The following is a 25,121-nucleotide window of genomic DNA, read 5'->3' on the forward strand; positions in this document are numbered from 1 at the left end:
GAAACGTCTGGCTGCCATTCGTGCCCTCCGCCTCCACCCGGGTGGTCAGATATCGGCGCCGGACCGCTGTGCCGAGAAGCCGTACGCCTGTGCGATCGCCTCCTCGATGTCGCGGCATTCGATCCCGCCTTTCTCGGCAACCGTGAACCCGAGTTCCAGCAGGCGCAAGGCGATGGAGCGCAGCAGCGCAAGGACGCCGGTGTCGCCGCTGTCCTTGCGGCGGTAGAGGGCTTCGGTTTCGCTGTCGACGGCGCGCGCTATGCGCAGCAGCGCGGCGGGTAGGTCGACGTGCGCCGGTGGTCGCAGTGCCCGGATGGCGGCCGCGCCGGGTTCGTTGGTCGCGACATGCGGCTGCCGCGCCGCCCGCAGCAAAGCGGCGGCCGCACACGGATCGCCTTCGCGCAGGAGGAGCCGCTCAATCAGCTCCGCTTGAGCAGGCACGAGCGAGACGGACAGTTCCGCGGTCGCGTTGTCGTAAAGCACGGCGGTCGATCCGTTGCCACTCATCGGGATTCCCGCCTCGCGCTGCCGCCGCCGGGTAGCTCGTGGGCGAACATGCGCCACGCGAGTGCCTGGACCCTCGTAAGCTGCGCTACGGATCGCGCGGGTGTCGTCGGGCGCGGCCTCGTACAGGTGCAGCAGCGTGCCGATGGTGCGGTGCACGTGCGCCCACAACTCATACCGCTCGCCGACACCGACATCCCGATCCGGCATGGTCCGGTCCGGGCGACACGTTTCGAGGATGCCCCGCGCCCGGTCGTGGAGGTCCTCCAGCTCACCGTGGGTGCGTTCACACATCTGGGCGAGCACGTCCTCGATGTCGTGCCACTGCCGGTGGGACAGTTTGGGTCGGGTGGCGAGTGTGTTGGCCATAGCGCCTGCCTTCCTTCGGTTCGCGGCCGGATCGACCGACAGCACCATGGAATGTGCCCGGGTGGGTGCGACATCCCGCGGCGGCGATACACACCGAGCTTCACACCCATTACTCTCGGGATTCAGGCCTGATCACCGCACAGGGAGCGGAAAGCCGATGGCACGCGAACCGCACCAGATAGCTGAGTTGCGCCGGGAACTGGGCGAACGCCTGTCGGCCTTCCGCAAAGCGGCGGGTCTCACGCAAGGCGAGTTCGGGCGGCTGACGCACCGGGACCGAAGCTCGGTCAGCCACATCGAGAACGGGCGCGCGCAGGCCGACGAGCGGTTCTGGCGGCTGGCGGACGACCGGTTCGGCGCGAGGGGTTCGCTGTTCGCCGCGTTCGAGGAACTCGAAACGGCCAGGCGTGACCACGCCGAGCACGCGAAGTCCCGGGAACGGCGTGAGTGTAGGGCGAAGGTCGAATCGCTGGGCCCGTTGCGCACACAACCGTGGGCGCCGCCGGAATCGCGAGATCTCGACCGCGTGGACGACGAACTCGCCGCGCTGGAACTCGCGCGCCGGGTCGAGGCCAGCGACGTCGGCGATTCGACACTGACCGCGCTGGAACACACCTTCGACGAACTAGCGATGTCGTACTGCAACACGCCACCCGCCGTGTTGCTGGAGCGTTTGCGTACCCATCTGGCTTACGTGGAGCGGCTGCTGGACGCGCGCGCTACCTTGGCGCAACACCGGCGGCTGCTCGTGGTCGGGGGCTGGCTGTCGTTGCTTGCGGCGACCGTGCACATCGACCTCGAACACACTGCCGCCGCTACGGCACGGTTGCGGACGGCCGTCGCACTGGCCGAGCAGGTCGGGCACGACGAGATCCGGGCGTGGAGCTACGAGACCGAGGCGTGGCGGATGCTCACCGATGGCGACTACCGGCGAGCGCTGGAGCTGTCGCGCCGGGCACGGCACGCAGCGCCGCCGGGCAGTTCCATCGCCATCCAGGCCACGGCGCAGGAAGGACGGGCCCTGGCCCGCCTCGGGCAACGGCGCGAGACCTACCGAGCGATCGAACGCGTGCACGAGTTGGTGTCACCGCGTAAGCGTCCTGACCAGCCGGAACACCACTACCGGTACGACCCGAACAAGTCCGTCTCCTACACCGCGACCACCCTGGCGTGGGCGGGTGATCCGGCCGCCGAGGAGTACGCGCGGGAGGTCATCGCGCGGCTGTCGCCGAGCGAGGATGTCGGCAGGTGGCCCCGCAGGGTCGCCGCCGCGAACCTGGATCTGGCGTTGGCGCTGGTCGCCGCCGACCGGCCGGACGAGGCATGTGACGCCACCCGACGCGCGCTGCTGTCGGGGAAGGTGGTGCCGTCCAATCGCTGGCGGGCCGCCGAAGTGATTCACGCGGTGGAAGCCCACGGGTTACCGGAAGTCACGGAAGTACGGGAGCTGTATGAGGAAACGCGACGACCGTTGACCGATCCACTTTGAACGACGTCCGGCTCGCGAAAAGCGGGCCGTGGCTGTCAGCTCTCGTCACCGCTCCATACCGCCAACTCTCCGCCTGGCATGCAGACCACCTTCATTCCGCCTGGCCCTGCCAGCGCCCACGATTCGTATTCCTCGTCCGAACCGACGTGAACGTGCGTGCCGTCCGCGAAAGACACCAGCAGCCCGCCGGATTCGTCTGTGGCCGCCGACTTCACGGTTCGGCCCTGCAACGTGGCCAGAACCGCGCGACCCCGGTCGGGATCCACACCCGGCGAGATCGGGATCGGATCCTTCCTGGGAGTCAGGATCGCGGGGCGCCTGTCCGATCAGCGTCCGGGCCAACTCATCGCGGCCTGCGGCCTCCTGGCGCTGCTCGGCTGGATCACGCTCGCCGCCCTGGCCAACCGCCCGGTCGCATTGCTCGTGCTGGTACCTGTTCAGGGCGCGTTCTCCTTCGCCTTGGGCAGCACCTTGATCGCTCGAGTGATCTACGAGGCATCAGGCGCTCCCACCATGGGTGGCTCCTATGCGACCGCAGCCCTCAACCTTGGTGCGGCTGGCGGCCCGAATATCGAAGGCCGACAACGCCTCATCGAACGGTGGCCGGACCCGACCGATCACCCACGCCGCCGCTGAAACGGGCATCTCCCAAGCCTGCGCCAGCGAGTGGGTCAACCCGCTGGCGCAGGCTCGGCGAAGCCGGTCCGCCGGACTGAGGCTCGCTCCCATAACACAGCCCAACAGCAACCCCAACCTGGGAGGTAGCACAGGTCGAGACCTGGTGACGGGACCACAAACGGCCCGCGCAGAGGATCACCGAAGAGCTGTCCAGCCACGGCGTCACCACCGATCGCCGCACTCACCCGTCACCAGAATCGGCTTGGTCCGGGCCGCCGTCGGTTTCTTGACCAACCGTCAGAACTACGCCGGTTTGCCTGCCTGGTAGCGGGCGAGTTCGCGTTTGAGGATCTTCCCCGTGGGGTTGCGGGGCAGCTCGTCCAGGAAGAGCACCTCACGGGGCACCTTGTAGCGGGCGAGGTTGGCTCGCACGTACTCCTTCACGTCGGTCTCGGTCAGCGTCGCGCCCTCACGGGCGACGACGAACGCACGCAACCGCGCGCCGTAGTCGTCGTCGGGCACGCCCAATGCCGCCGCCTCCACGATGTCGTCGTGCCGGGCGAGCAACTCCTCGACCTCGCCGGGGAAGACGTTCTCGCCACCGGAGACGATCATGTCGTCGTCGCGGCCGTCGATGTGCAGCAGGCCGTGTGAGTCGATGTGGCCGACGTCGCCGGATGACATCAGGCCACCGATGACCTCCTTGGTTCCACCCCCGGTGTAGCCCTCGAACTGGATGGCGTTGCCCACGAAGATGCGACCGGTCCGGCCGTTGGGTACCTCGTCGCCGTGCTCGTCGAGGATCTTCACCGTGGCACCACGCACCTGCCTGCCGACGCAGCCCGGTTCCACGCGCAGGTCCCCGGGTGTCGCCACCGTGGCGTAGGCGACCTCCGTGGAGCCGTAGAGGTTGTAGATCACGGGGCCGAAAGCCGCCATGGCGCGCTCGCACAGCGACGCACCCAGTTGCGACCCGGCGACGAAGGCGACCCGCAGCGACGGCGGGCGGGCAAGGTCGGGGTCGGCCTCGATACGTTCCACCATCCGTTGCAGCATCACCGGCACCACGACCATCGCGGTGGAGCCGTGCTCACGCACGCTGCGCAGTGTGGCCAGCGCGTCGAAGCGGCGGCGCAGCACGAGCGTCGTGCCCAGCGTGATGTTGAGGATCGAGTGCGCGAATCCGAGGGTGTGGAACAGCGGGGCGCAGCACTCGGTGACTTCCCTTGCGCGGAAAGGCACCCTCGATAGCAGCGCGCCCACGGGTGCGAGGGAATGCGGGTCGGGGCGCGGCGCCCCCTTCGGCGTCCCCGTCGTGCCACTGGTCAGCAACACCAGCTTCGGGCCCTGCTCCGGCGCGGGAGGCGCAGTGGTCGCACCCCCGGCGATCAGCGCGTCCAGGGTGTCCGGCCGCTGCTTGTCGGCCCATGCCAGGAACCGGCCGCGTGGCGGGTCCACACCGGACAGCACCGCGCTGTACTCCTCGTCGTGGACAAGCAGATCGGTGCCCTCGCGTTCGGCGACCTCGCGGATCTGCGGACCGGCGAAGTCGGTGTTGAGCAGCAGGATTCGCGCCCCGCACCTGGCGGCGGCGAACACCGCCTCCAGGAACCCCCTGTGGTTGCGCGCGAGGATCGCCACCCCCTCCCCCGGGCGCAGGCCCCGGTCACGCCACGCGTTGGCGAGCGCGTTGATCCGGGCGTCGAGCTCAACGAAGGTGAGTGTGCCCCGCTCGTCGACGAGCGCGGGGAAGTCCGGGTCCCGCAGGGCGGCCAACGCCGGCAGCGCGCCGATCGTGCCGTACCGCGCGAAGGCCTTGACCATGCCCGCGACGCTGCGCGGTGACCGGATTCGCAGCGCACCGCTGCGCGCGCACAGCCGCACGTAGGCGAACTCGTCTGCCGCACGCCCGCTCAGGTTCTTGAGCTGATTGATCATGTAGCTGATCCCCTTCCAGGTGGCGCGGCGCGAGCTTCGACCGCCATAACAGTCTGGACGGACTGTTTTCAGCCGGTAAGCCTGCCCCAGCCGCATGCCGGAGCGCAAGCTCTACTTGACCGATAAACAGTCGGCTCGTACGGTAAGTTGGTGGCTCAGCCGAAGGTGCACCGCACCCAGGAGGAACGCCGCACCGCGACTCGCAAACGCATTCTGGACGCGGCGGTGGAGTCACTGCTCGAACGCGGCTATGCCGCCACCACCGTCGCCGAGGTGCAGGAACGAGCCGGCGTCGCGCGCGGAACACTGCTGCATCACTTCCCTGCCCGCGCCGACATCATGGCCGCCGCGATCAGGCACATCGCCGATCAGCGGGTGGCGCGCGTGGAGCGAGAACTGGCTCTCATCCCCGGCGACGAGGAACGGTTGACCGCGCTGGTGGATCTTGCATGGCACGACCTCAACAGCCCGATGTTCTTCGCGGCGCTGGAACTGTGGGTCGCGGCAAGGACGGAGCCCGACCTGCGCGCGGCGCTAGCCCCTGTTGAGCACGAGTTGTTCGCCCGCATCCACGACAGCATGTTGCGCGTCGCGGGCACCGATCCGGCCGACCCTCGGCTGCCGACCCTGGTTCAGTTCACGATCGACATGCTGACCGGACTGAGCATGTCGACGATCCTGAGCAACGACCTCGGCGCCAGGGAGCTCCTGCTTCGCCGGTGGAAGACGGCGCTGGGCATCCTCATCGGCGAGCTGGACGCGGGAGAACTGACCCGGCATAGCCGGAAGTCGCGCACCCGGCGCCGGCAATCTTGACAGGACACCCTGTCGAAATCCAGACTTGGCTGAACTGACAGACTACCCTGTCAGTTGTTCACGCGGGCGCCCTTGGGGATCGACCTGCTCCGCAAAAGGAGGAAGGGATGAACGGCAGGGCACGTCAGGAGCTGCGTGGAAAGGTCATCGCGATCACCGGTGGTGCCCGCGGCATCGGCCTGGCCACCGCCACGCGGCTGCACCGGCTCGGCGCAGCCGTCGCGATCGGTGACGTCGACACTCCCCGGGTCAAGGCGGCAGGCGAGGAGCTGGGCCTTGCGATGCATGGCGAACTCGACGTCACCGACTCCCGCTCGTTCGAGGAATTCCTCGACCAGGTCGAGCGCGAGTTGGGTCCGATCGACGTTCTGGTCAACAACGCCGGGATCATGCCCGTCGGACCGGTGGCGCAGGAGCCCGACACCGTCAGCAAGCGAATACTCGACATCAACGTCTACGGCGTGATCCTCGGTAGCAAGCTCGCCCTGCGGCGAATGCTCCCGCGCGGAAGCGGACACATCATCAACCTCGCCTCACTGGCCGGTGAGACCTTCCTACCGGGACTTGCCACCTACTGCGGCAGCAAGGCAGCCGTGATCGGCTTCACCGAGGCGGCCAGGCGCGAGCATCGCGGCACCGGTGTCCGGTTCTCCGCGGTGTTGCCCACGTTCACCAATACCGAGCTCGCCGCGGGAACCAAGGGAGCTCGGGGTATGCGCAACGCCACCCCGGAGGCCGTCGCCGAAGCCGTGCTGAATCTGATCGTGAAGCCGAGGCCGCAGATACGGGTAACGCCCACCTCGGGCGCGATGTCGTTGAGCCAGCGATTCATGACGATCCCGGTCGCGGACTTCCTCCTGCGGGCGTTCGGAATGCATGACGCTTTCACGACCAAAGTGAACCTCGAACGCCGTCGTGCCTACGAGAGCCGCGCACGAGGTGACGAAGAGAGCTGACCAGCCACGCTCAGATCGTGAACGCCAGGTTGCGCACCACCCGCTCGCCGAGTTCGTTGTCTCCAGACATCTCTACTTCGGACAGCCGCTCGGCGGCGGGTACCCTGCCACCGGCCAGCCGGGCGAACAGTCCCGAGCCCAGTCGCAGCGTGACGGTGGCGGGCCCGGACAGTTCGGGTACCACCGCCGCCTTGCCGTTGACGGCGACGTGCACCGTGCGCCGCAACGGGCCGGTGAACTCCAACGTCACGGTCGCTCCTTCCGGGGCACCGGCGCGCTTGCCGACGAGGTAGCCAAGCGAATCCACGAACTCGTCGAAGACACACTCGGCGCACGGCCCGGCCTCGTATCCCGGCAAACCCACGGCGTCACGGATGTCCAACTCGTGCAGCCAGGTGTCGAACACGCGGATTCGCATGAAGCGCCCATAGGTGCGCTGCCCGACCGGAGTCCAGGACGGGGCGTCGAAGTCGGCCTTGGTGAGCGAGTTCAGCGCGGCCCGGCGCCGGGCGACGACTTCGCGGAAGCGCTCCAGCACCCGCTTCGGGCTCCAGTCCCGCATGTGCCGCACCCAGCGCTCGTTGAACGCCGCGATCTCGTTTCGCACATGAGGGAACTCCCCCACGTCGACGTCGGGTTCCGGCGTCTGCTCGCCGAGCAGTGAGGCCTCGGTGCCGATCACATGGGCCACGACGTCGCGCACGGTCCAGCCGGGCAGGCTGGTCGGTGTGTCCCACGCGGTCTCCGGCAGCGAGGCCAGCAGTTCGTCCAGCGCCGCCCATTGCTCGTCCAGCGCCTTGACGAGGACGTTCCTGTCGAGATCAGCGGTCGTCATGAGTGGCCTCCTGTCGGTTTCGGCACTTCGATGATTCGGCCCCTGTTCACGCTGACCCACGGACACATCGGATCGAAGTGGAAATCGACCTCGGTCGGTGTCGCTGTCATACCGCACCCTCCCGCAGATGTACGTCGATCAGGTCGCGCAGCGCCTGCGAGACGCTGGCAGAGGAAAGGCCACCGACCTTGGCAAGCAGAATCTGACCCTGCGCGAGGGCAAGCATCGAGTGTGCGAGCCGGTCGGGGTCCACGCCGTCGCGCAGCGCGCCCGCTTCTCGCGCCCGGTGGCAAAGTTCTGCGAACTCGCGCTCCCAGCGACCGAACGCCGAGGCGAGCCGATCCCGCAACCCCTCATCCACTGTGGATAGCTCAGCCGCGAGGTTGCCGAACGGGCAGCCTACGATCCTGCCGAACTTCTCCTCGAAGCGAGACTGGATCGCGCCGACGGCGTCGGCGACCCCCCGCAACCGCTGCGCCGGACCGCTGCCGGAGTTCGCGCGTAGTCGGGCGACGAGCGCGTCGGTGTGCAGGTCGATGACGGCCTTGGCCAGCTCCGCCTTGGAGGGAAAGAAGTGGTAGAAGCTGCCCTTGCGGACTTCGGCCGCTGCGCACAACTCGTCGACGCTCACCGCACCGTAACTACGAGAAAGGAACAGCCGGGCCGACGCGCGCACGATCCGCTCGCGGGAGTCGCTGGTCCGGCCCATCCCCGCACGCTAATCGATAGTTGACTGGTCGGTCAACAACTTCGGAGCCAGGAGTGATCGTTCTTGGTCTCTTCGCCCACCGGCCGAAATTCGCGTGAGATCGGCGAGCCGATGCGAAAGACTCGGCTCGACCGATGAGTTTTGTCGGTGCCGCCGTATATACCGGTGTCACGAACGAATCCCCGCCGTCGGCCGCTGGCCGCGGCGACCGTGCCCGAAACCGCGAGGTGTTGTCATGTCAACTGCCGTCCAGGAACCACCCGCCGTCAAGGCGGGCCGCACCCCGAAGGTGGTGCGGCTGCTGGTACTGGCCACCTTCGTGGTGATCCTGAACGAGACCCTCATGATCAACGCCATCCCGCGGTTGATGGATTCGTTGCACGTCACCGAACAGGCGGCGCAGTGGGTGTCAACGGCGTTCATGCTCACGATGGCCGCCGTGATTCCGGTCACCGGCTGGTTCCTGCAGCGAGTCACGATCCGGCAGGCTTACACGATCGCGATGAGCGTTTTCATGGCGGGCACGGCGCTTTCGGCGATCGCGCCGTTCTTCGCCGTGCTACTGCTTGGCCGGATCGTGCAGGCCTCGGGAACGGCCGTGATGATGCCGCTGCTGATGACCACGTTGATGACCGTGGTGCCGGAGGGAGACCGGGGCAGGGTAATGGGCAACGTCACACTGGCGATCTCGGTAGCTCCCGCGCTCGGGCCCGCCGTGTCCGGGTTGATCCTGCAACTGGGTTCCTGGCGACTGCTGTTCGTGGCGGTACTGCCGATCGCCGCCGCGGTTACCGTCTTCGGCCTACGCAGGATGGACAACATCAGCGAGCCGCGGGTGAGCTCGATCGACTGGTTGAGCGTGGCGCTGGCGGCGCTCGGCTTCGGCAGCCTGGTGTACGGCCTGAGCCTGTTCGGCGACAGGAGTGGCAATGTCGGACTGGGCATCGGCATCGCGGTCGCTGGGGTCGCCACGGTGACGGCTTTCGTGCTCCGGCAGCTCAAGCTGCAGCGCAGCGGCGTGCCGCTGCTGGATCTGCGAACCCTGCGGCACCGCACCTACGGGCTTTCGCTGGCCATGCTTTCCATCGGGTTCCTGACGATGCTCGGGTCGATGATCCTGCTGCCGCTGTATCTGCAGAACCTGCGCGGGATCAGCCCGCTGGAGACCGGCTTGCTGCTCATGCCGGGTGGGCTGGCGATGGGTCTGCTGGGGCCGACCGTGGGCAAGCTGTTCGACCGGTTCGGCAGCCGCCCGCTGGTGCTGCCCGGGTCGATCGCCATCGTGCTCGCCCTCGGTGGCCTCACCCAGATCTCGATGACGATGCCGTACTGGCAGGTGCTCGCGATTCACACGTTGCTGATGTTGGGGCTGGCTGCGACGTTCACCCCGACCTTCACGCTCGGCATGGGTGCGCTTCCCTCACACCTGTACTCCCACGGCAGCTCGATGCTGGGCACCCTGCAGCAGGTCGCCGCCGCGTTCGGGACCGCACTCGTGGTGACGGTGATGTCCGCTCGCGCGGCGCAACTGGCCGGCAGCGGTATCGCGTCGGTACCCGCGCAGGTGAGCGGGATGAAGCTGGCGTTCGGCGTCGTGGCAGCACTGGCCGTGGTGACGGTCGTGATCGCGGCGACGCTCCCCCGCCGGGCCGCCACCGCGCACTCCTGAAACCCTCAGGGCAGCGCCGGCGCGGTACTCCGGGGCCGCGTCGGCGGCCACCGGTCGCGCCGGCCATGATGGATGACGTGTTCACCGCGGCCGACGTCCCCATCACGCGATGGGACGCCGGCCGCGACCGCGCCGTCGTGGTCGGCTCCTGACCAGCTCGAACACATAGGGCGACGGTGTGCTCGCCCTGCGCAGGAACGAGCCGGGCTGACTTCGTACCCGCTCGATCTCGGAACGCTTGATTCCGGATCAGCCAGTTACTTACATATAGCAACTATCAACCTTACACTCAACTTTCGCGGCAATTACTCGCTAGTCCTTTCATGCTTGCGCCGCGACGATGGTGATGCGCGAACACCACCATCGAGAGGAGCGAGGATGGCCTCGGAGGAAACCAAGACCGAGCGATGGGGAGCGGGGGTCATCCCGTATGCCGAGATGGGCTACTGGCAGCCGGACTACGAGCCCAAGCCCACGGATGTACTCGCCGCGTTCCGGATCACGCCCCAGGACGGCGTGCCTCCGGAGGAGGCGGGCGCCGCGGTGGCGGGTGAGTCCTCGACGGCAACCTGGACCGTGGTCTGGACCGACCGGCTCACCGCATACGAGCAATACCAGGGCAAGTGCTACCAGGTCGACGCGGTGCCGGGCAGGCCGGGCGAGTACATCGCCCGTATCGCCTACGACCTCGATCTGTTCGAGGAAGGCTCCATCGCGAACCTGACCTCGTCGATCATCGGCAACGTCTTCGGCTTCAAGGCGCTCAAGGCTTTGCGCCTCGAGGATATGCGGATCCCGCCCCACTACACGAAAACGTTCCAGGGCCCCGCTCACGGCGTGGTGATGGAACGCGAGTATCTCAACAAGCACGGTCGCCCGCTGCTTGGTGCCACCGTCAAGCCGAAACTCGGTTTGTCCGCTCGCAACTACGGTCGTGTCGTCTACGAGGCGCTGCGCGGCGGGCTCGACTTCACCAAGGACGACGAGAACATCAACTCGCAGCCGTTCATGCGCTGGCGCGACCGATTCCTCTTCTGCATGGAGGCGGTGAACCGGGCACAGGCCGAGACCGGCGAGATCAAGGGCCACTACCTCAACGTCACGGCCGCCACCATGGAGGACATGTACGAGCGGGCCGAGTTCGCCAAGGAACTCGGCAGCGTCATCGTGATGATCGACCTGACGGTCGGGTACACCGCGATCCAGTCGATGGCCCGCTGGGCCCGCCGCAACGGGCTGATCCTGCACCTGCACCGGGCAGGCCACGGCACCTACACCCGGCAGAAGTCGCACGGTGTGAGCTTCCGGGTCATCGCCAAGTGGATGCGGCTGGCCGGGGTGGACCACATCCACGCGGGCACGGTCGTGGGCAAGCTGGAAGGCGACCCGAACACGGTGGCCGGCTTCTACGACACGTTGCGCCTGGACAAGATCGCGGCCGACCCGGTCAAGGGGCTGTACTTCGACCAGGACTGGGCGTCCATGCCCGGCGTCATGCCGGTGGCCTCGGGCGGCATTCACGCCGGGCAGATGCACCAGCTGCTGCACTACCTCGGCGAGGACGTGGTCCTGCAGTTCGGCGGCGGAACCATCGGGCACCCGATGGGCATCGCCGCGGGCGCCACCGCCAACCGGGTCGCGCTTGAAGCAATGATCAAGGCTCGGAACGAGGGACGCGACTACCTGGCCGAAGGCGAGGACATCCTGAAGGCGGCGGCCAAGCGCAGCCGCGAGCTGGATATCGCACTGTCCACCTGGGGCGACATCACCTTCGACTACGCCTCGACCGACACCCCCGACGTCGTCGAGACGCCGACGGCCCTGTGACGGAGGAGACCATGCGCATCACCCAAGGCACCTTCTCGTACCTGCCCGATCTGACGGACGAGGAGATCTCGGCGCAGATCCAGTACGCACTGGACAACAGCTGGCCGCTTTCGGTCGAGCACACCGACGACCCGCACCCACGCAACCACTACTGGGACATGTGGGGCCTGCCGATGTTCGACCTGCACGACGCGGCGGGCGTGCTGTACGAGGTGAACGAATGCCGCCGGGCGTTCCCCGACCGCTATATCCGCGTGAACGCCTACGACGCGTCGTACGGCCGGCAGACCACGGCGCTGTCGTTCATCGTCAACCGGCCCTCGGACGAGCCCGGCTTCCGGCTCGACCGCCACGAGGACTCCGATCGCCGCCTGCGCTACACACTGCACCCCTACGCGCTGGACGCGCCCGCAGGTGACCGGTACCGGAGCCAGCCGCGATGAGTGCCACCCGTGGCTTCGCCATGCCCCGCCTGCCGCAGGAGCGGCAGGCGGGGCATGGGGCGGCAGAAGAGTGGAACGAGGAAGCGCCAGAGCCGCCGCTGCCGGCTGCGGCGACCATCGACCTCGGCGCCGAACGCAAGTCATCCAATGTAGACGAGGTGCTCGATACTCTCGATTCGGAGCTCGTCGGACTGGCTCCGGTGAAGGCGCGGGTACGGGAGATCGCCTCGCTGCTGCTGCTCGACCGGGTACGCCACCGGTTCGGCCTTTCGTCGACCCGGCCCAACCTGCACATGTCCTTCACCGGCAGTCCCGGCACCGGCAAGACGACGGTGGCCATGCGGATGGCCGAGCTGCTGCACCGGCTGGGCTACCTCGACCGGGGCCACCTCGTCGTGGCGACCCGCGACGACCTTGTCGGGCAGTACATCGGGCACACCGCGCCGAAAACCAAGGAAGTCCTCAAGCGCGCGATGGGCGGTGTGCTGTTCATCGACGAGGCCTACTACCTCTACCGCGCCGAGAACGAGCGGGACTACGGCCAGGAGGCCATCGAGATCCTGCTACAGGTCATGGAGAACCAGCGTGACGACCTGGTCGTCATCCTTGCGGGCTACGAGGACCGGATGGACACCTTCTTCAACTCCAACCCGGGAATGAGCTCGCGCATCGCTCACCATCTCGAGTTCCCGGACTACGAGTTGGACGAGTTGACAGCGATCGCACGACTCATGGTGGAGCAGGAAAACTACCGCTTCTCCCCCGCGTCCGAGGCCGCCTTCCGCGACTACCTGGAATCGAGGATGCGGCAGCCGCGGTTCGCCAACGCGCGCAGCGTGCGCAACGCGCTGGAACGCGCCCGCCTCCGGCAGGCCCGCCGGCTGTTCGACGGCGAGGCACGCACGTGTGGCAAGCAGGAGCTCATGACGTTCGAACCCGATGACTTCCTGGGGCAACCGCAGCGGTGAGCCGCCGCGGCGGGGGGGCGAAAGCCCCCGCCGCGGCGGCTTTCCAATGGCGGCGTGGCGGGGCTCAATCCCACTCGAGCCCACCACGCCGCCACACGTACGTGTAGGCGACCAGCACCGGGACGAGGAACAGCCCCATCTCCACCAGCCCGAACAAGCCGAACGCGGTTGAGTTCACCGCCCACGGGTACAGGAACACGATGTCAACGTCCAGCAGGATGAACAGCATCGCCGTGACGTAGAACCGGATCGGGACCCGCTGCCCCGGCCGGGAGGCGACCGGTTGCACACCGCACTCGTAGGGGTCAAGGCCAGGACCGGTGGTGCGGCGCGGGCCGAGGACGCGGCTGGCCACCACCGACACGATCGCGAACCCCGCCGCGAGCACACCCAGCACCACAATCGGCAACCAAGGGTTCACCGACATCACCTCGTTTCACTCACTGGAGGAAGGAAGCGGCCTGCGTCGCGAGGCCGAGCAGGGGCCCAGGCAACACCCCGGCTCCGACGGTCACCAGGCCGGCCGCCACGATCACCACCGCGACGAGCGGGCTCGGCCTGCTGATCGCCGCGCTGCCCGCCCTGGGCTCGTGGAAGTACAGCAGCACGATCACCTTGGCGTAGAGGTAGATCGCGACCGCGCTGGCCAGCGCCGCGATGACCACGGCGACGCTGCCGCCTGCCGCGACCGCGGCCGAGAACACCGCGAACTTGCCGACGAACCCGCTGGTGAGCGGAATTCCCGCGAGGCCGAGCAGCAGCAACGCGAAGATCGCCGCGACGATCGGCGAGCGCCTGCCGAGTCCGGCCCACGAGGACAGCCGGGTCACCTCGCCCGCCTCGTCACGGACCAGCGTGACCACCGCGAACGCGCCGAGCGTGCCGAACCCGTAGACCGCGAGGTAGAACAGCGTGCCTGCGATACCGGACCGGCTCGCGGCCACGACGCCCAGCAGCATGAATCCGGCGTGAGCGACGGCGGAGTAGGCGAGAATGCGCTTGATGTCCTGCTGGACGACCGCGATCACCGCGCCCAGCACCATGGTCAGGACAGCGACCACGGTCAGCACCGGCCGCCATTCCCGTTCCGCACCGCCGAACACCACGGTGAACAGGCGCAGGAACGCGCCGAACGCACCGATTTTGGTCACCGCCGCGAGCAATCCCGTCACGGGCGTGGGCGCACCCTGGTAAACGTCGGGCACCCAGCTGTGGAACGGCGCGGCACCGATCTTGAACAGCAGGCCGACAGCGAGCAGGGCCATGCCTGTCAACAGCAACGGCCGGTTCGCGCCACCCGCCGCGACAGCGGCACCGATGTCGGGAAAGGAGACCGAGCCCGCGAACCCGTACACCATCGCCGCGCCGTAGACGAAAAACGCCGCAGAGAACCCACCCAGAACGAAATACTTCAGCGAGGACTCGTGCGCGACCTTGGCGCGGGTGCGGGCGAGCCCGCACAACAGATAGAGCGGCAGCGACAGCACCTCGACCGCGACGAACATCGTCAGCAGGTCGTTCGCCGCGGGCAGCAGCAGCAGGCCACCGGTGGCGAACAGAGTCAGCGGCAGCGCCTCGCCGGGGGGTGGTTCACCGCGCCGACCCGCGATCAGCAGCACCGCGAGGATCGCCAGTACGAGCACGACTCCCTGCATGAACAGCGCGGGCCCGTCGACCGCGATCGAGCCCGCGGCGGTCGTGGTGCCGGTGTGAGTGCCGCGCGCGACCACGACCACCAGGCACACCAGGGCGCCGACGAGGCCGGCTGTCGCGAGTGGCAGCTGGCCTCGGTGCCTGGCCGTACGGGGCGCGAAGGCGGTCAGCAGCACCCCCAGCACGCCGGTGGCGAACACCACCAGCATCGGCGCGACGGCGAGGTAGTCGATATCCGGGGCGGTCACGGCAGCCGTCATCTCGCCTCCTGTGTCCTGAGGGGCACCCGGTCGGCCCGACGAACGAAGCCGCGCGATTGTGTGTTCATCGGGCCTCCGGTGGGGTGGCGACGCCGGTCTGCTGGACGGTCCCCGCGACCACCGGCTCGATCACGTCGAGCACTGGTTCGGGGTACAGGCCCAGGCCGAGGATCAGCGCCAGCAGCGGCGCGATCACCCAGCGCTCGCCGGCCCTGAGGTCGGTCACCCCCTCGTTCCCCGGCCGCAGGTCGCCGGTCATCGTCCGCTGGTACAGCCACAGCACGTACACGGCCGCGAGTACCACTCCCCCTGCTGCGATCACCGCCGCCGCCGGGTACGCGGTGAAGGTGCCCACCAGCACGAGGAATTCGGCCACGAAGCCGGAAAGGCCGGGTAGCGCCAGCGTGGCAAGGCCCGCGAACAGGAAGGTGCCAGCGAGCACGGGCGCGAGCTGCTGCACGCCACCGTAATCCGCGATGAGATCCGAGCCACGTCTGCTGATCAGGAACCCGGCGATCAGGAACAGTGCCGCGATGGAAAGCCCGTGGCTCACCATGTAGAAGGCGGCACCGGCCTGACTCTGCGGGGTCATCGCGAACACCCCGATCGTGATGAACCCGAAATGGGACAGGGAGGTGTATGCGATCAGCCGCATGATCTCCGTCTGTCCGATCGCGACCAGCGCGCCGTAGCCGATGCCGATCACGCTCAGCACGACGACGAGCGGGGTGAAGAATTCCGAAGCTTCCGGGAACAGCGAGAGGCAGTACCGCAGCATGCCGAACGTGCCGACCTTGTCCAGGATCCCGACCAGCAACACGGCCGCGCCCGGTGTGGACTCGGTGACCGCCGAAGGCAGCCAACTGTGCAGCGGCCACAGTGGAGCCTTGATCGCGAAGGCTACGAAGAACCCCGCGAACAGCAGGCGCTCGGTAACCGGGTCCAGCCGCAGCGTGCCGTCCCGCACCGCCGCCGCCAGCGTCGGGAAGTCGAAGGTGCCCTGCGGTAGCTGCTGGGCGGACACCACGTACAGCCCGATCACGGCCACGAGCATCAGCAGACCGCCAGCGAGGCTGTAGAGCAGGAACTTCATCGCGGCCGCCGACCGCGACCGGCCGCCGTATCGGCCGATGAGGAAGTACATCGGGACGAGCATCGCCTCGAACAGCACGTAGAACAGGAACACGTCGGTGGCTGCGAAAGCGCCGATCGCCGCGGTCTCCAGCGCCAGTGCCAGCGCGAGGAAACCCCTGCCCGTGCTCGCGCTGGCGGCGATGACGATCGGCGTGAGCACGGCCGTCAGCGCGACCATGGTCAACCCCACGCCGTCGACGCCGAGTCCGTAGGAGATGCCGAAGCGCGGAATCCAGGGATGCTGCTCGGCCAGCTGGAAACCCGGCTCGCCCGCACGGAACCCGGTAGCCGCGACCGCAAGCAGCGCCACAGCGGCCAGCGCGAAGGTCAGCGCCACACGCCGCGCCAGCCGGTCGGCGCCGCGCGGAAGTACCGCGACGACCACCGAACCGACGAGCGGAACGGCGCCCACCGTGGTCAGCCAGGGAAAGCCCATCGAACTCACCACCCCACCAGGAACGCCGCGATGAGCAGGGTCGCGCCGCCGAACACCCACAGCGCGTAGCCGCGCACGTAGCCGGTCTGTGCCGTGCGCAGCACAGCCGCGCCGCGCGCGACCGTGCCCCCGACCCCGGTGACGGCGCGGTCGAGATCCCGCTCGGCCGGACCGGCGAGCCAGCTCGCGAGTGCCCGGCCCGGCCGCATCACCACGGCTTCGTTGAAAGCGTCGCCGTAGAGGTCCCGCCGCGCGGCCCGCACGAGCCACGACCCAGCCTGCCGAGTGGGCCGGGCGTGCTGCAACCAGGCCACCGCGACGCCTGCGGCGACGACCGAAAGGACCAGCGCCGTCCACCCCCAAGCGGCGTGCGGCGTGCCGGCTTCGACCGGTTCACCGAGCACGGGGGCGAGCCAGCCCGCCATCCGGCCACCCAGCCAGAGCAGCAGGCCCGCGCCAGCCGAGCCGAGGGCGAGCACCACCATCGGCACGAGCATCGTCGGTGGCGACTCGTGTGGGTGCGTCTGCCTGGCCCACCGCCGGGGCCCGAAGAACGTCAGCAGCAGCACCCGAGTCATGTAGAAGGCGGTGAGCCCGGCACCGGCCAGCGCCGCGGTGCCGAGGACCAAGCCCAGCGGGCCACCGGTGCCGAAGGCGACCTCGATGATGGGGTCCTTGGTGAAGAAGCCCGAAAACGGTGGCACCCCGATGATCGCGAGGTATCCCGCGCCGAACGTGACGAACGTGGCGGGCAGCGCCGCGCGCAGCGCACCGTAGCGGCGCATGTCGACCTCGTCGTGCATCGCGTGCATGACCGATCCCGCGCCGAGGAACAGGCCCGCCTTGAAGAACCCGTGAACGACCAGGTGCGTGATCGCGAGGACGTAACCGGCAGCACCCAGCCCCGCTGCCAGCATCATGTACCCGATCTGGGACATCGTCGAAGCCGCCAGCGCCTGCTTGATGTCGTACTTCGCGCAGCCGATGATCGCGCCGAACAGCAGCGTGGCCGCACCGACCAGCGCGACGGCAAGCCGCGCGTCCGGTGCCGCGGCGTAGATCTCGTGCGAGCGGGTGATGAGGTAGACCCCCGCGGTGACCATCGTGGCGGCGTGGATGAGGGCCGACACCGGGGTCGGCCCCTCCATCGCGTCCAGCAGCCACGACTGCAGCGGCAGCTGGGCGGACTTCCCGCACGCCGCGAGCAGTAGCAGCAGGCCGATAGCGGTCGCGGTGCCGCCGTTTGATCCGGCTGCCGCGAACACGGTGTCGAAGTCCAGCGAACCGAATGCGCCGACCATGAGCATCATCGCAACGAGCAGCCCCAGGTCGCCGACGCGGTTGACCACGAACGCCTTCTTCGCCGCCACAGCGGCGGCCGGTTTGTGCTGCCAGAACCCGATCAGCAGGTACGACGCCAGGCCGACACCCTCCCAACCGATGAAGAGCACCACGAAGTCGTCGGCCAGCACCAGCAGCAGCATCGCCGCCACGAACAGGTTGAGATAGCCGAAGAACCGGCGGCGGCGTGGGTCGTCCGCAAGGTAGGCCACGGAGTAGATGTGGATGAGCGCGCCGACCCCCGTGATCAGCAGGACGAACGTCAGCGACAGTGGATCGAGCAACAACCGAACGTCCACCCGCAACTCGCCGACCGAAAGCCATGTGAACAACGGCGTGTGCTGAACCCGCTGATCCGGGGCTAGGCCGGTCTGGCCCAGCGTGGCGGAAAGGCCGACGATGAAGGCGGCCAGCACCGTCGCCACCCCAAGGTAATGGCCCCACCGGTCCGTCCGCCTACCACCAAGCAGCAATACCGCGGCGCCGAGGGCGGGATACGCGACGATGAGCCAGGCAGCGGATTCGGACAGCATCTCTGTCACCACTTCCCTCAGTGCCTGAGCAGGTTGGCGTCGTCGATCGAGGACGACCGGCGGTCACGGAAAGCGGTCATCACGATCGCGAGGCCCACCACGACCTCAGCGGCGGCGACGACCATGATGAAGAAGGCGAACACCTGGCCGTCGAGACCGTTGTGCATCCGGGAGAACACGACGAACGCCAGGTTTGCCGCGTTGAGCATCAGCTCGACGCACATCAGCACCACGATCGCGTTGCGCCGCGTGAGGACGCCGACAGCACCAAGTCCGAACAGGACAGCGGAAAGGTAGAGGTAGCTCTCCGGGCTCATCGTTGCCCCCGCCGTCCCGGCACGGAGTTCCACGCGGGCTCCCCGTCCGGCAGCAGCGCGGGCACATCCACCGAGTTACGGCCGGCGTAGACGCCCGGCGGGGGAAGCGGACTGACCTGACCACCCCGCGCCAGCGCGCGGATGCGCCTTATGGACAGTTCGCGTTGCGTCATGCGGGTGCCGCCGCGGTGACCGGTCAGCGCCATCGCGCCCAGCGCCGCGGTAATCAGCAGCGCGCTGGTCACCTCGAAGGCCCAAACGTAGCGGGTGAAGATCAGCGTCGCGAGGCCCGGTACGTCGCCACCGGCCGGTGTGGCCGTTCCGGCGGGCTCCAGCATCACCTCACCCAGCCCGGCCACAACCAGCACGCCGAAGGCCAGCCCGGTGAGCACGGCCGCGACCCGCTGCCCGCGCAACCGCTCCACCAGCGACTCGGCGGTGTCGACGCCGACCATCATCACCACGAACAGGAACAGCATCATCACGGCACCCGCGTAGACCACGACCTGCACCACGCCGAGGAAGACCGCGCCGTGCCCGATGTAGAACACCGCGAGGCCGAGCATGACCAGCGCCAGCAGGAGTGCGCTGTGCACGGCCTTCGCCGTCACCAGCATCCCGGCTGCGGCGAGCACGGTGACCGGGGCGAGAATCCAGAACACGATCACTTCGGTCATCGGAGGCTCCCGTCCCCCGCGCGCACCCGGTCCGCGTAGTAGTCGGCGGCGGTTGTGCCGGGAGCCATCGGATGCGGCGGTGCGACCATGCCGGGGCTCAGGTCGGCAAGTAGCTGCTCCTTGGTGAACACCAGCTCGTCGCGACCGAGGTCGGCGAGTTCGAACTCGGTGCTCATGGTCAACGCGCGGGTGGGGCATGCCTCTACACACAGTCCACAGAAGATGCAACGCAGGTAGTTGATCTCGTATCGGCGGCCGTACCGCTCACCCGGCGAGTACCGCTCGGAGTCGGTGTTGTCCGCCCCCTCCACGCGGATCGCGTCCGCAGGGCAGGCCCACGCGCACAGCTCGCAGCCGACGCACTTCTCGAGCCCGTCGGCGTAGCGGTTCAGGACGTGGCGGCCGTGAAAACCGTCCGGCAGCTCCTTGCGCTGCTCGGGATAGAACTCCGTGTTGGGCTTTTTGAACATCGCGGAGAAGGTGACACCGAACCCCGCGACCGAGTCGAGGAACTTACCCACGTCCAGCCTCCTTCAGGTGCGAGCGCGGCAGTGGCGGGACCGGGAACCCGCCGTCGCCGGTGTCATCGATGTCCAGGCGTGCCCGGCCGCGGCCGCGGCGCGATCCCAGCGACACGGCGACGAGCAGCAGCACCGCCACGGCACCGGCGATCAGCAACGGGGTGGTGCCATCCGCTGGATCGCCAAGGGTCCGCACGGCGGCCACCACCGCGATCCAGGCGAGCGAGAACGGGATCAGCAGCTTCCAGCCCAGTGTCATGAACTGGTCGTAGCGCAACCGGGGAAGTGTTCCGCGCAACCAGATGAACACGAACAGCAGCAGCAACACCTTGCCCAGCAACCACAATGCTGGCCAGGCGCCGCGATTGGCCCCTTCCCACAACGAGATCGGCCACGGTGCCCGCCAGCCGCCGAGGAACAGCGTGCTGGCCAGCGCGGACACGGTGACCATGTTGATGTACTCCGCGAGCATGAACGTCGCGAACTTCAGCGACGAGTACTCGGTGTGGAAGCCACCGACCAGCTCTCCCTCGGCCTCCGGCAGGTCGAACGGCGCCCGGTTGGTCTCCCCCACCATGGCTACGAGGTAGATCAGCAGTGAAGGCGCGAGCAGCACCCCGTACCACAGCCCGTCCTGGGCCAGCACTATGTCCGATGTAGACATCGATCCGGCGATGAGGAAGACGGCGACGAAGGACAGCGCCATCGCGATCTCGTAGGAGAGCACCTGGGCGGTGGAGCGCAAGCCGCCCAGCAGCGGGTAGACCGAGCCGGAGGACCAGCCTGCCAGGACGATGCCGTAGACGCCTATCGACGTGGCGGCCAGTACGAACAGCACGCCCACCGGCAGATCCGTTAGCTGGAGCACGGTGGTGTGCCCGAACACGGTCACCTCGGGCCCGAACGGGATCACCGCCATGGAAAGGAACGCGCACGTGCCGGCGATCACCGGCGCCAGCACGAACACCACGCGATCGGCAGCGCGCGGGGTGATGTCCTCCTTCAGCGCCAGCTTGAGCCCATCGGCCAGCGACTGCAGCGTCCCCCACGGCCCGACCCGGGTCGGGCCGACCCGCATCTGCATGTAGGCCACGACCTTGCGCTCGTAGACGACGCAGAACAAGGTGATGAGCAGCAGCAGGACGAAGATCACGAGCGCCTTGCCTGCTACAAGCCACCACGGGTCCCGCGCGAGTAGTTCCGCCGCTGTCATCGGGCCTCCGGTTTCTTGCGGGACACCCGCACCCGGTCGGCCCAACGAACAAGGCTCCGCGATTGTGTGTTCATCGGGCCTCCGGTTTCTTGCGGGACACCCGCACCCGGTCGGCCCAACGAACAAGGCTCCGCGATTGTGTGTTCATCGGGCCTCCGGTTTCTTGTGGGACACCCGCACCCGGTCGGCCCAACGAACAAGGCTCCGCGATTGTGTGTTCATCGGGCCTCCGGTTTCTTGTGGGACACCCGCACGTGCGCACCCGTGGTGGCCCCGAGCGTCTCGTGCACGGTTGAGCCCGGCGAGTTCTGCGGGACCCAGACGACCCGCTCGGGTAGGTCGGTGACGGCAAGCGGCAGGTTCAGCGAACCCCGTGAGGTGGAAACCGTGACCAGGTCACCCTCCGCAGCCCCGATCTCGGCCGCCGTCGCGGCCGAAAGACGAGCCACCGGGCGGCGCGCCGCCTCGGCCAGGTTCTCGTCCCCGTCCTGCAGGCGGCCGTTGTCCAGCAGCATCCGCCAGGTGGCGAGCACGGCCTGCCCGGCGGGAGGGGATGTCGCGGGGCGCGCGGCGGGGACCGGCTCGAGCCCGGGGCGCTGCCCGGACCACGAGCCAAGCCGTGCCAGCTGTACGCGCGCCGCGTCACCTGTGCCCAGGTCGGCATCAGCCCGCGCCGCGATCGCCCCCAGCACCCGGTGGTCCGCCCACTGACCCCTGTCCCGCACCGCCGCCTCGAACGGGCGGTGCCGGTTCTCCCAGTTGACGAACGTCCCGGACTTCTCACCGGACACGGCGACCGGAAAGACGACGTCGGCTCGCTCGGTGACGGCACTCGCACGCGTCTCCAGGCTCACCACGAACGGTGCCCGCTCGATGCCACGCAACGCCGTGAGCGGGTCGCGCAGATCGCCGGGCTCGACCCCGGCCACGAGGAGCGCGCCCAGCTCACCACGCTCGGCCGCCGCGAGGATCGCCTCGGTGTCGCGACCGGGCTCGGCGGGCAGTTCCTGCACACCCCAGGCGCGAGCGACCTCCGCGCGTGCAAGCGAATCGGCCACCGGCCGGCCGCCGGGCAACACCGTGGGGAACGCGCCTGCCTCCAGCGCGCCCCGGTCGCCCGCCCTGCGCGGCACCCAGCCCAGCGAGGCCCCGGTCACTCCGGCCAGCCGGGCCGCCGCCGTCAGCGCGCCCGCCGAGTTCGCGAGCCGCTCCCCCACCAGAATCACCGCGCCTGGCTGGTACAGCGCCCGGCCGGGCTCGTCCCCCGCCAGCGTGTCGAGAACGGCTGCTTCCTCGCCCGGCGAAGCCTTCAGCAGTGTGCCGGTCAGCTTCTCCAGCCCATAGCTGGCGAACGGCGCGATCGAGAATACGGAAAGGCCCGCCCGCACGCCCTTGCGCAGCCGCAGGAACACGATCGGCGCCTCTTCCTCCGGTTCGAGTCCAGCGAGCAACACGGCCGGGGCGCGCTCCAGATCCGCGTAGGTGGGGCCGAGCGGGCGGCCCGCGACCACCGTGGCCAAGAAGCCCGTCTCCTCCGGCGAGAGTGGCCGGGCGCGGAAGTCCACGTCGTTGGTACCGAGCACGATCCGCGCGAACTTCGCGTAGGCGTAGGCGTCCTCCAGCGTCAGCCGCCCACCGGTGAGCACGCCCGCGTTGCCGCGCGCGGCCCCCAATCCCTCAGCTGCGGCCGCGAGCGCTTCCGGCCAGGACGCCGGTTCGAGCCGGCCGGTCCCCCGGTCGCGCAGCAACGGCGTGGTGAGCCGGTCGGCGGCCGTGGCGTGCCGAAACGCCCACCGCCCCTTGTCGCAGTTCCATTCCTCGTTGACCGCCGGGTCATCGCCCGCGTTGTGCCGCACGACCTCACCGCCACGGGAGTCGGCGCGGATGGCGCAGCCCGCGGCGCAGTGCTCGCACACCCCTGCCTTCGACACCAGGTCGAATGGTCGGGACCGGAACCGGTACGAGGTCGCGGTGAGCGCGCCGACCGGGCAGATCTGCACCGTGTTGCCGGAGAAGTAGGAGTCGAACGGCCGGTGCTCGCCGACCCCGATCTGTTGCTGGCTGCCACGCTCCATCAGTTCGATCATCGGATCGCCCGCGATCTGCTCGGCGAACCGCGTGCAGCGCGCGCATTGCACGCACCGCTCGCGGTCCAGCAGGATCAGGCTGGAGATCGCGACCGGTTTCGGGAACGTGCGCTTTTGCCCGGTGAATCGGGACCGCGCGTTGCCGCCCGTCATGGCCTGGTTCTGCAACGGGCACTCTCCACCCTTGTCGCAGACCGGGCAGTCCAGTGGGTGGTTGATCAGCAGCAGTTCCAGAACGCCGCGCTGCGCGCGGTCGGCCATCGCTGAGGTGAGCTGCGTGTGCACGACCATGCCGGGTGCCACCGCCGTGGTGCAGGCGGTCACAGGTTTCGCCTGCCCGGCCACCTCGACGAGACACTGCCTGCAGGCACCCGCCGGTTCGAGCAGCGGGTGGTCGCAGAACCGGGGGATCTCGACGCCGAGCAACTCGGCTGCCCTGATCACGAGCGTCCCCGCCGGTACGCTGAGCTCGGTTCCGTCGATGGTCAGGGTGACCAGTTCGGTCTCCTGTGCGGTGGCCGTCATCAGCGGGCTCCTTCGTCGGAGAAGAGCACGCTGCGTTCGGCAGGGAACGGGCAGCCACCCAGCCGCAGGTGCTCGGAATACTCGTCGCGGAAGTGGGTCACCGAGGAGACGATCGGGCTGGTGGCGGCGTCGCCGAGCGCGCAGAACGAGCGGCCCGCGACGCTGGCGCACACGTCGAGCAGTTTGTCCACATCGTCCGCGCCCGCGGTGCCGCGCTCCAGCTCTTCGAGGATGCGCACCATCCAGAAAGTGCCCTCGCGGCACGGCGTGCACTTACCGCACGACTCGTGCTCGTAGAACTGTGACCACCGCAGCACCGCACGCACGACGCAGGTCGTCTCGTCGAAGATCTGCAGCGCCTTGGTGCCGAGCATCGACCCCGCAGCCGCGACACCCTCGTAGTCCAGCGGGACGTCCAGGTGCTCGTCGGTGAGGATGGGTGTTGACGAGCCACCGGGCGTCCAGAACTTCAGCCGATGCCCGCGCCGGACACCGCCCGCGAGCGTGAGCAGGTCCCGCAGCGTCACCCCGAGTTCAGCCTCGTACTGGCCGGGCCGCGTCACGTGCCCCGACAGCGAGTACAGCGTGAAACCCGGCGATTTCTCGCTGCCCATCGAGCGAAACCACTTCGCGCCGTCACGCAGGATCGCGGGCACGCTCGCGATCGTCTCCACGTTGTTCACCACGGTCGGGCACGCGTACAGACCCGCGGTCGCCGGGAACGGCGGGCGCAGCCGTGGCTGTCCCCGCCGACCTTCCAGCGAGTCCAGCAGCGCGGTCTCCTCGCCGCAGATGTAGGCGCCCGCGCCCGCGTGCACCATGATGTCAAGAGAGAATCCCGAGCCCAGGATGTTCTCGCCGAGGTAGCCCGCCTCTCTCGCCTCGGCGACGGCAGCGTGCAGCCTCCGCAGTACCGCGACGACCTCGCCGCGCACGTAAATGAAGGCGCGCTCGGCGCGGATCGCGTACGCGGCGATGGCGGCGCCCTCGATCAGCTCGTGCGGGTTGGCCAGCAGCAGCGGCACGTCCTTGCAGGTGCCCGGCTCCGACTCGTCGGCGTTGACCACCAGGTAGTGCGGCTTGCCGTCGCCCTGCGGGATGAAGCCCCACTTGACGCCGGTCGGGAATCCCGCGCCGCCGCGACCGCGCAGGCCGGAGTCCTTGACCAGCGCGATCACGTCGTCCGGCGTCATCGCAAGGGCCTGCGCCAGCGCGCGGTAGCCGCCGTGCCGCCGGTAGGTGGCCAGCGTCCACGACTCCGGTTCGTCCCACATGCGCGTGAG

22 protein-coding genes and 1 pseudogene are annotated in these 25,121 nt (G+C 68.5%); 8 read left to right on the top strand and 15 right to left on the bottom strand.

Annotated elements, in window-relative coordinates; genetic code table 11:
- Window positions 1-45: 45 nt before the first annotated feature.
- Window positions 46-873, bottom strand: coding sequence for a hypothetical protein (locus FHU38_RS27460; RefSeq protein WP_243852276.1), 828 nt, complete (start codon window positions 871-873; stop codon window positions 46-48).
- Window positions 874-1,030: 157 nt separating this feature from the next.
- Here FHU38_RS27460 and FHU38_RS16370 point away from each other — a divergent pair, with 157 nt between their 5' ends.
- The gene (locus tag FHU38_RS16370; RefSeq protein WP_167172381.1) at window positions 1,031-2,362 is read left to right on the top strand and encodes a helix-turn-helix domain-containing protein; all 1,332 of its coding nucleotides are present in this window, start codon (window positions 1,031-1,033) and stop codon (window positions 2,360-2,362) included.
- A gap of 35 nt (window positions 2,363-2,397) precedes the next feature.
- On the opposite strand, the gene FHU38_RS16375 is transcribed toward FHU38_RS16370, so the two are convergent.
- Window positions 2,398-2,628 carry a DUF6188 family protein gene (locus FHU38_RS16375; RefSeq protein WP_313886799.1) on the bottom strand — a complete coding sequence of 77 codons (231 nt, stop codon included), beginning with the start codon at window positions 2,626-2,628 and terminating at the stop codon, window positions 2,398-2,400.
- Between the two features lie 13 nt (window positions 2,629-2,641).
- Between FHU38_RS16375 and FHU38_RS16380 the strand changes: the two are divergent.
- Window positions 2,642-2,929 (top strand): annotated as a pseudogene (locus FHU38_RS16380) (Cmx/CmrA family chloramphenicol efflux MFS transporter); the annotation flags it as partial.
- A 354-nt stretch (window positions 2,930-3,283) separates the two neighbouring features.
- On the opposite strand, the gene FHU38_RS16385 reads toward FHU38_RS16380, so the two are convergent.
- On the bottom strand, window positions 3,284-4,918 hold the full coding sequence (locus tag FHU38_RS16385; protein ID WP_167172385.1) for an acyl-CoA synthetase: 1,635 nt from the start codon (window positions 4,916-4,918) through the stop codon (window positions 3,284-3,286).
- Window positions 4,919-5,068: 150 nt separating this feature from the next.
- Between FHU38_RS16385 and FHU38_RS16390 the strand changes: the two genes are divergently transcribed.
- Window positions 5,069-5,734: a TetR/AcrR family transcriptional regulator gene (locus FHU38_RS16390; RefSeq protein ID WP_167172388.1), complete on the top strand. Its 666-nt coding sequence runs from the start codon at window positions 5,069-5,071 to the stop codon at window positions 5,732-5,734.
- Between the two features lie 107 nt (window positions 5,735-5,841).
- Window positions 5,842-6,690, top strand: coding sequence for an SDR family oxidoreductase (locus FHU38_RS16395; protein WP_167172389.1), 849 nt, complete (start codon window positions 5,842-5,844; stop codon window positions 6,688-6,690).
- Window positions 6,691-6,700: 10 nt separating this feature from the next.
- Here the strand turns inward: FHU38_RS16395 and FHU38_RS16400 are convergent, their stop codons facing one another.
- Both FHU38_RS16400 and FHU38_RS16405 read right to left on the bottom strand, forming a co-directional pair.
- Window positions 6,701-7,525, bottom strand: coding sequence for a maleylpyruvate isomerase family mycothiol-dependent enzyme (locus tag FHU38_RS16400; RefSeq protein WP_167172391.1), 825 nt, complete (start codon window positions 7,523-7,525; stop codon window positions 6,701-6,703).
- Window positions 7,526-7,631: 106 nt separating this feature from the next.
- Complete coding sequence (locus FHU38_RS16405; RefSeq protein WP_167172393.1) at window positions 7,632-8,234, bottom strand: TetR/AcrR family transcriptional regulator; 603 nt, start codon at window positions 8,232-8,234, stop codon at window positions 7,632-7,634.
- A 235-nt stretch (window positions 8,235-8,469) separates the two neighbouring features.
- Here FHU38_RS16405 and FHU38_RS16410 point away from each other — a divergent pair, with 235 nt between their 5' ends.
- From FHU38_RS16410 to cbbX, 4 genes are all read left to right on the top strand, one after another.
- Entirely contained in the window at window positions 8,470-9,903 is a 1,434-nt protein-coding gene (locus tag FHU38_RS16410; RefSeq protein ID WP_167172395.1) for a DHA2 family efflux MFS transporter permease subunit, read from the top strand.
- A 378-nt stretch (window positions 9,904-10,281) separates the two neighbouring features.
- Window positions 10,282-11,730 (top strand): form I ribulose bisphosphate carboxylase large subunit, encoded by a 1,449-nt coding sequence (locus FHU38_RS16415; RefSeq protein ID WP_167172397.1) that lies wholly within the window; start codon window positions 10,282-10,284, stop codon window positions 11,728-11,730.
- Window positions 11,731-11,741: 11 nt separating this feature from the next.
- Window positions 11,742-12,173, top strand: coding sequence for a ribulose bisphosphate carboxylase small subunit (locus tag FHU38_RS16420; protein WP_167172399.1), 432 nt, complete (start codon window positions 11,742-11,744; stop codon window positions 12,171-12,173).
- Window positions 12,170-13,141, top strand: a complete 972-nt coding sequence (cbbX, locus tag FHU38_RS16425; RefSeq protein WP_167172401.1) for a CbbX protein — start codon at window positions 12,170-12,172, stop codon at window positions 13,139-13,141. Before FHU38_RS16420 ends, cbbX begins: the two co-directional genes overlap by 4 nt.
- A gap of 64 nt (window positions 13,142-13,205) precedes the next feature.
- Here cbbX and FHU38_RS16430 read toward each other — a convergent pair whose 3' ends face one another.
- The 10 genes from FHU38_RS16430 to nuoF form a co-directional block, all read right to left on the bottom strand.
- Window positions 13,206-13,568: an NADH-quinone oxidoreductase subunit A gene (locus FHU38_RS16430; RefSeq protein ID WP_208415708.1), complete on the bottom strand. Its 363-nt coding sequence runs from the start codon at window positions 13,566-13,568 to the stop codon at window positions 13,206-13,208.
- A 13-nt stretch (window positions 13,569-13,581) separates the two neighbouring features.
- A complete protein-coding gene (gene nuoN / locus FHU38_RS16435) occupies window positions 13,582-15,054 on the bottom strand; it encodes an NADH-quinone oxidoreductase subunit NuoN (protein WP_167172405.1) in 1,473 nt (490 codons plus the stop codon).
- Between the two features lie 64 nt (window positions 15,055-15,118).
- On the bottom strand, window positions 15,119-16,624 hold the full coding sequence (locus tag FHU38_RS16440) for an NADH-quinone oxidoreductase subunit M (protein WP_167172407.1): 1,506 nt from the start codon (window positions 16,622-16,624) through the stop codon (window positions 15,119-15,121).
- Between the two features lie 5 nt (window positions 16,625-16,629).
- On the bottom strand, window positions 16,630-18,498 hold the full coding sequence (gene nuoL / locus FHU38_RS16445) for an NADH-quinone oxidoreductase subunit L (RefSeq protein ID WP_167172409.1): 1,869 nt from the start codon (window positions 18,496-18,498) through the stop codon (window positions 16,630-16,632).
- Window positions 18,499-18,515: 17 nt separating this feature from the next.
- A complete protein-coding gene (gene nuoK / locus FHU38_RS16450; RefSeq protein WP_167172410.1) occupies window positions 18,516-18,815 on the bottom strand; it encodes an NADH-quinone oxidoreductase subunit NuoK in 300 nt (99 codons plus the stop codon).
- Window positions 18,812-19,492, bottom strand: a complete 681-nt coding sequence (locus FHU38_RS16455; protein ID WP_167172412.1) for an NADH-quinone oxidoreductase subunit J — start codon at window positions 19,490-19,492, stop codon at window positions 18,812-18,814. The genes nuoK and FHU38_RS16455 overlap by 4 nt, the downstream gene beginning before the upstream one ends.
- The gene (gene nuoI / locus FHU38_RS16460) at window positions 19,489-20,013 is read right to left on the bottom strand and encodes an NADH-quinone oxidoreductase subunit NuoI (RefSeq protein WP_167172414.1); all 525 of its coding nucleotides are present in this window, start codon (window positions 20,011-20,013) and stop codon (window positions 19,489-19,491) included. Before nuoI ends, FHU38_RS16455 begins: the two co-directional genes overlap by 4 nt.
- Window positions 20,006-21,226: an NADH-quinone oxidoreductase subunit NuoH gene (nuoH, locus tag FHU38_RS16465; protein ID WP_167172417.1), complete on the bottom strand. Its 1,221-nt coding sequence runs from the start codon at window positions 21,224-21,226 to the stop codon at window positions 20,006-20,008. The genes nuoI and nuoH overlap by 8 nt, the downstream gene beginning before the upstream one ends.
- 218 nt (window positions 21,227-21,444) lie before the next feature.
- Window positions 21,445-23,838: an NADH-quinone oxidoreductase subunit G gene (locus FHU38_RS16470; protein ID WP_167172419.1), complete on the bottom strand. Its 2,394-nt coding sequence runs from the start codon at window positions 23,836-23,838 to the stop codon at window positions 21,445-21,447.
- Entirely contained in the window at window positions 23,838-25,112 is a 1,275-nt protein-coding gene (gene nuoF / locus FHU38_RS16475; RefSeq protein ID WP_167176173.1) for an NADH-quinone oxidoreductase subunit NuoF, read from the bottom strand. The genes FHU38_RS16470 and nuoF overlap by 1 nt, the downstream gene beginning before the upstream one ends.
- Between the last annotated feature and the right edge of the window lie 9 nt (window positions 25,113-25,121).

The organism is Saccharomonospora amisosensis (assembly GCF_011761185.1).
GTDB lineage: Bacteria > Actinomycetota > Actinomycetes > Mycobacteriales > Pseudonocardiaceae > Saccharomonospora_A > Saccharomonospora_A amisosensis.

Bases quoted from the DNA above. Each gene is read 5' to 3' on its own strand.
- FHU38_RS16470 (WP_167172419.1), bottom strand. From the start codon at position 23,838: ATGACGGCCACCGCACAGGAGACCGAACTGGTCACCCTGACCATCGAC.
- FHU38_RS27460 (WP_243852276.1), bottom strand. From the start codon at position 873: ATGGCCAACACACTCGCCACCCGACCCAAACTGTCCCACCGGCAGTGG.
- FHU38_RS16410 (WP_167172395.1), top strand. From the start codon at position 8,470: ATGTCAACTGCCGTCCAGGAACCACCCGCCGTCAAGGCGGGCCGCACC.
- nuoH (WP_167172417.1), bottom strand. From the start codon at position 21,226: ATGACAGCGGCGGAACTACTCGCGCGGGACCCGTGGTGGCTTGTAGCA.
- nuoK (WP_167172410.1), bottom strand. From the start codon at position 18,815: ATGAGCCCGGAGAGCTACCTCTACCTTTCCGCTGTCCTGTTCGGACTT.
- FHU38_RS16420 (WP_167172399.1), top strand. From the start codon at position 11,742: ATGCGCATCACCCAAGGCACCTTCTCGTACCTGCCCGATCTGACGGAC.
- FHU38_RS16385 (WP_167172385.1), bottom strand. From the start codon at position 4,918: ATGATCAATCAGCTCAAGAACCTGAGCGGGCGTGCGGCAGACGAGTTC.
- FHU38_RS16415 (WP_167172397.1), top strand. From the start codon at position 10,282: ATGGCCTCGGAGGAAACCAAGACCGAGCGATGGGGAGCGGGGGTCATC.
- FHU38_RS16455 (WP_167172412.1), bottom strand. From the start codon at position 19,492: ATGACCGAAGTGATCGTGTTCTGGATTCTCGCCCCGGTCACCGTGCTC.
- FHU38_RS16440 (WP_167172407.1), bottom strand. From the start codon at position 16,624: ATGGGCTTTCCCTGGCTGACCACGGTGGGCGCCGTTCCGCTCGTCGGT.
- FHU38_RS16395 (WP_167172389.1), top strand. From the start codon at position 5,842: ATGAACGGCAGGGCACGTCAGGAGCTGCGTGGAAAGGTCATCGCGATC.
- nuoL (WP_167172409.1), bottom strand. From the start codon at position 18,498: ATGCTGTCCGAATCCGCTGCCTGGCTCATCGTCGCGTATCCCGCCCTC.
- FHU38_RS16405 (WP_167172393.1), bottom strand. From the start codon at position 8,234: ATGGGCCGGACCAGCGACTCCCGCGAGCGGATCGTGCGCGCGTCGGCC.
- FHU38_RS16400 (WP_167172391.1), bottom strand. From the start codon at position 7,525: ATGACGACCGCTGATCTCGACAGGAACGTCCTCGTCAAGGCGCTGGAC.
- FHU38_RS16430 (WP_208415708.1), bottom strand. From the start codon at position 13,568: ATGTCGGTGAACCCTTGGTTGCCGATTGTGGTGCTGGGTGTGCTCGCG.
- cbbX (WP_167172401.1), top strand. From the start codon at position 12,170: ATGAGTGCCACCCGTGGCTTCGCCATGCCCCGCCTGCCGCAGGAGCGG.
- nuoF (WP_167176173.1), bottom strand. From the start codon at position 25,112: ATGTGGGACGAACCGGAGTCGTGGACGCTGGCCACCTACCGGCGGCAC.
- nuoN (WP_167172405.1), bottom strand. From the start codon at position 15,054: ATGACGGCTGCCGTGACCGCCCCGGATATCGACTACCTCGCCGTCGCG.
- FHU38_RS16370 (WP_167172381.1), top strand. From the start codon at position 1,031: ATGGCACGCGAACCGCACCAGATAGCTGAGTTGCGCCGGGAACTGGGC.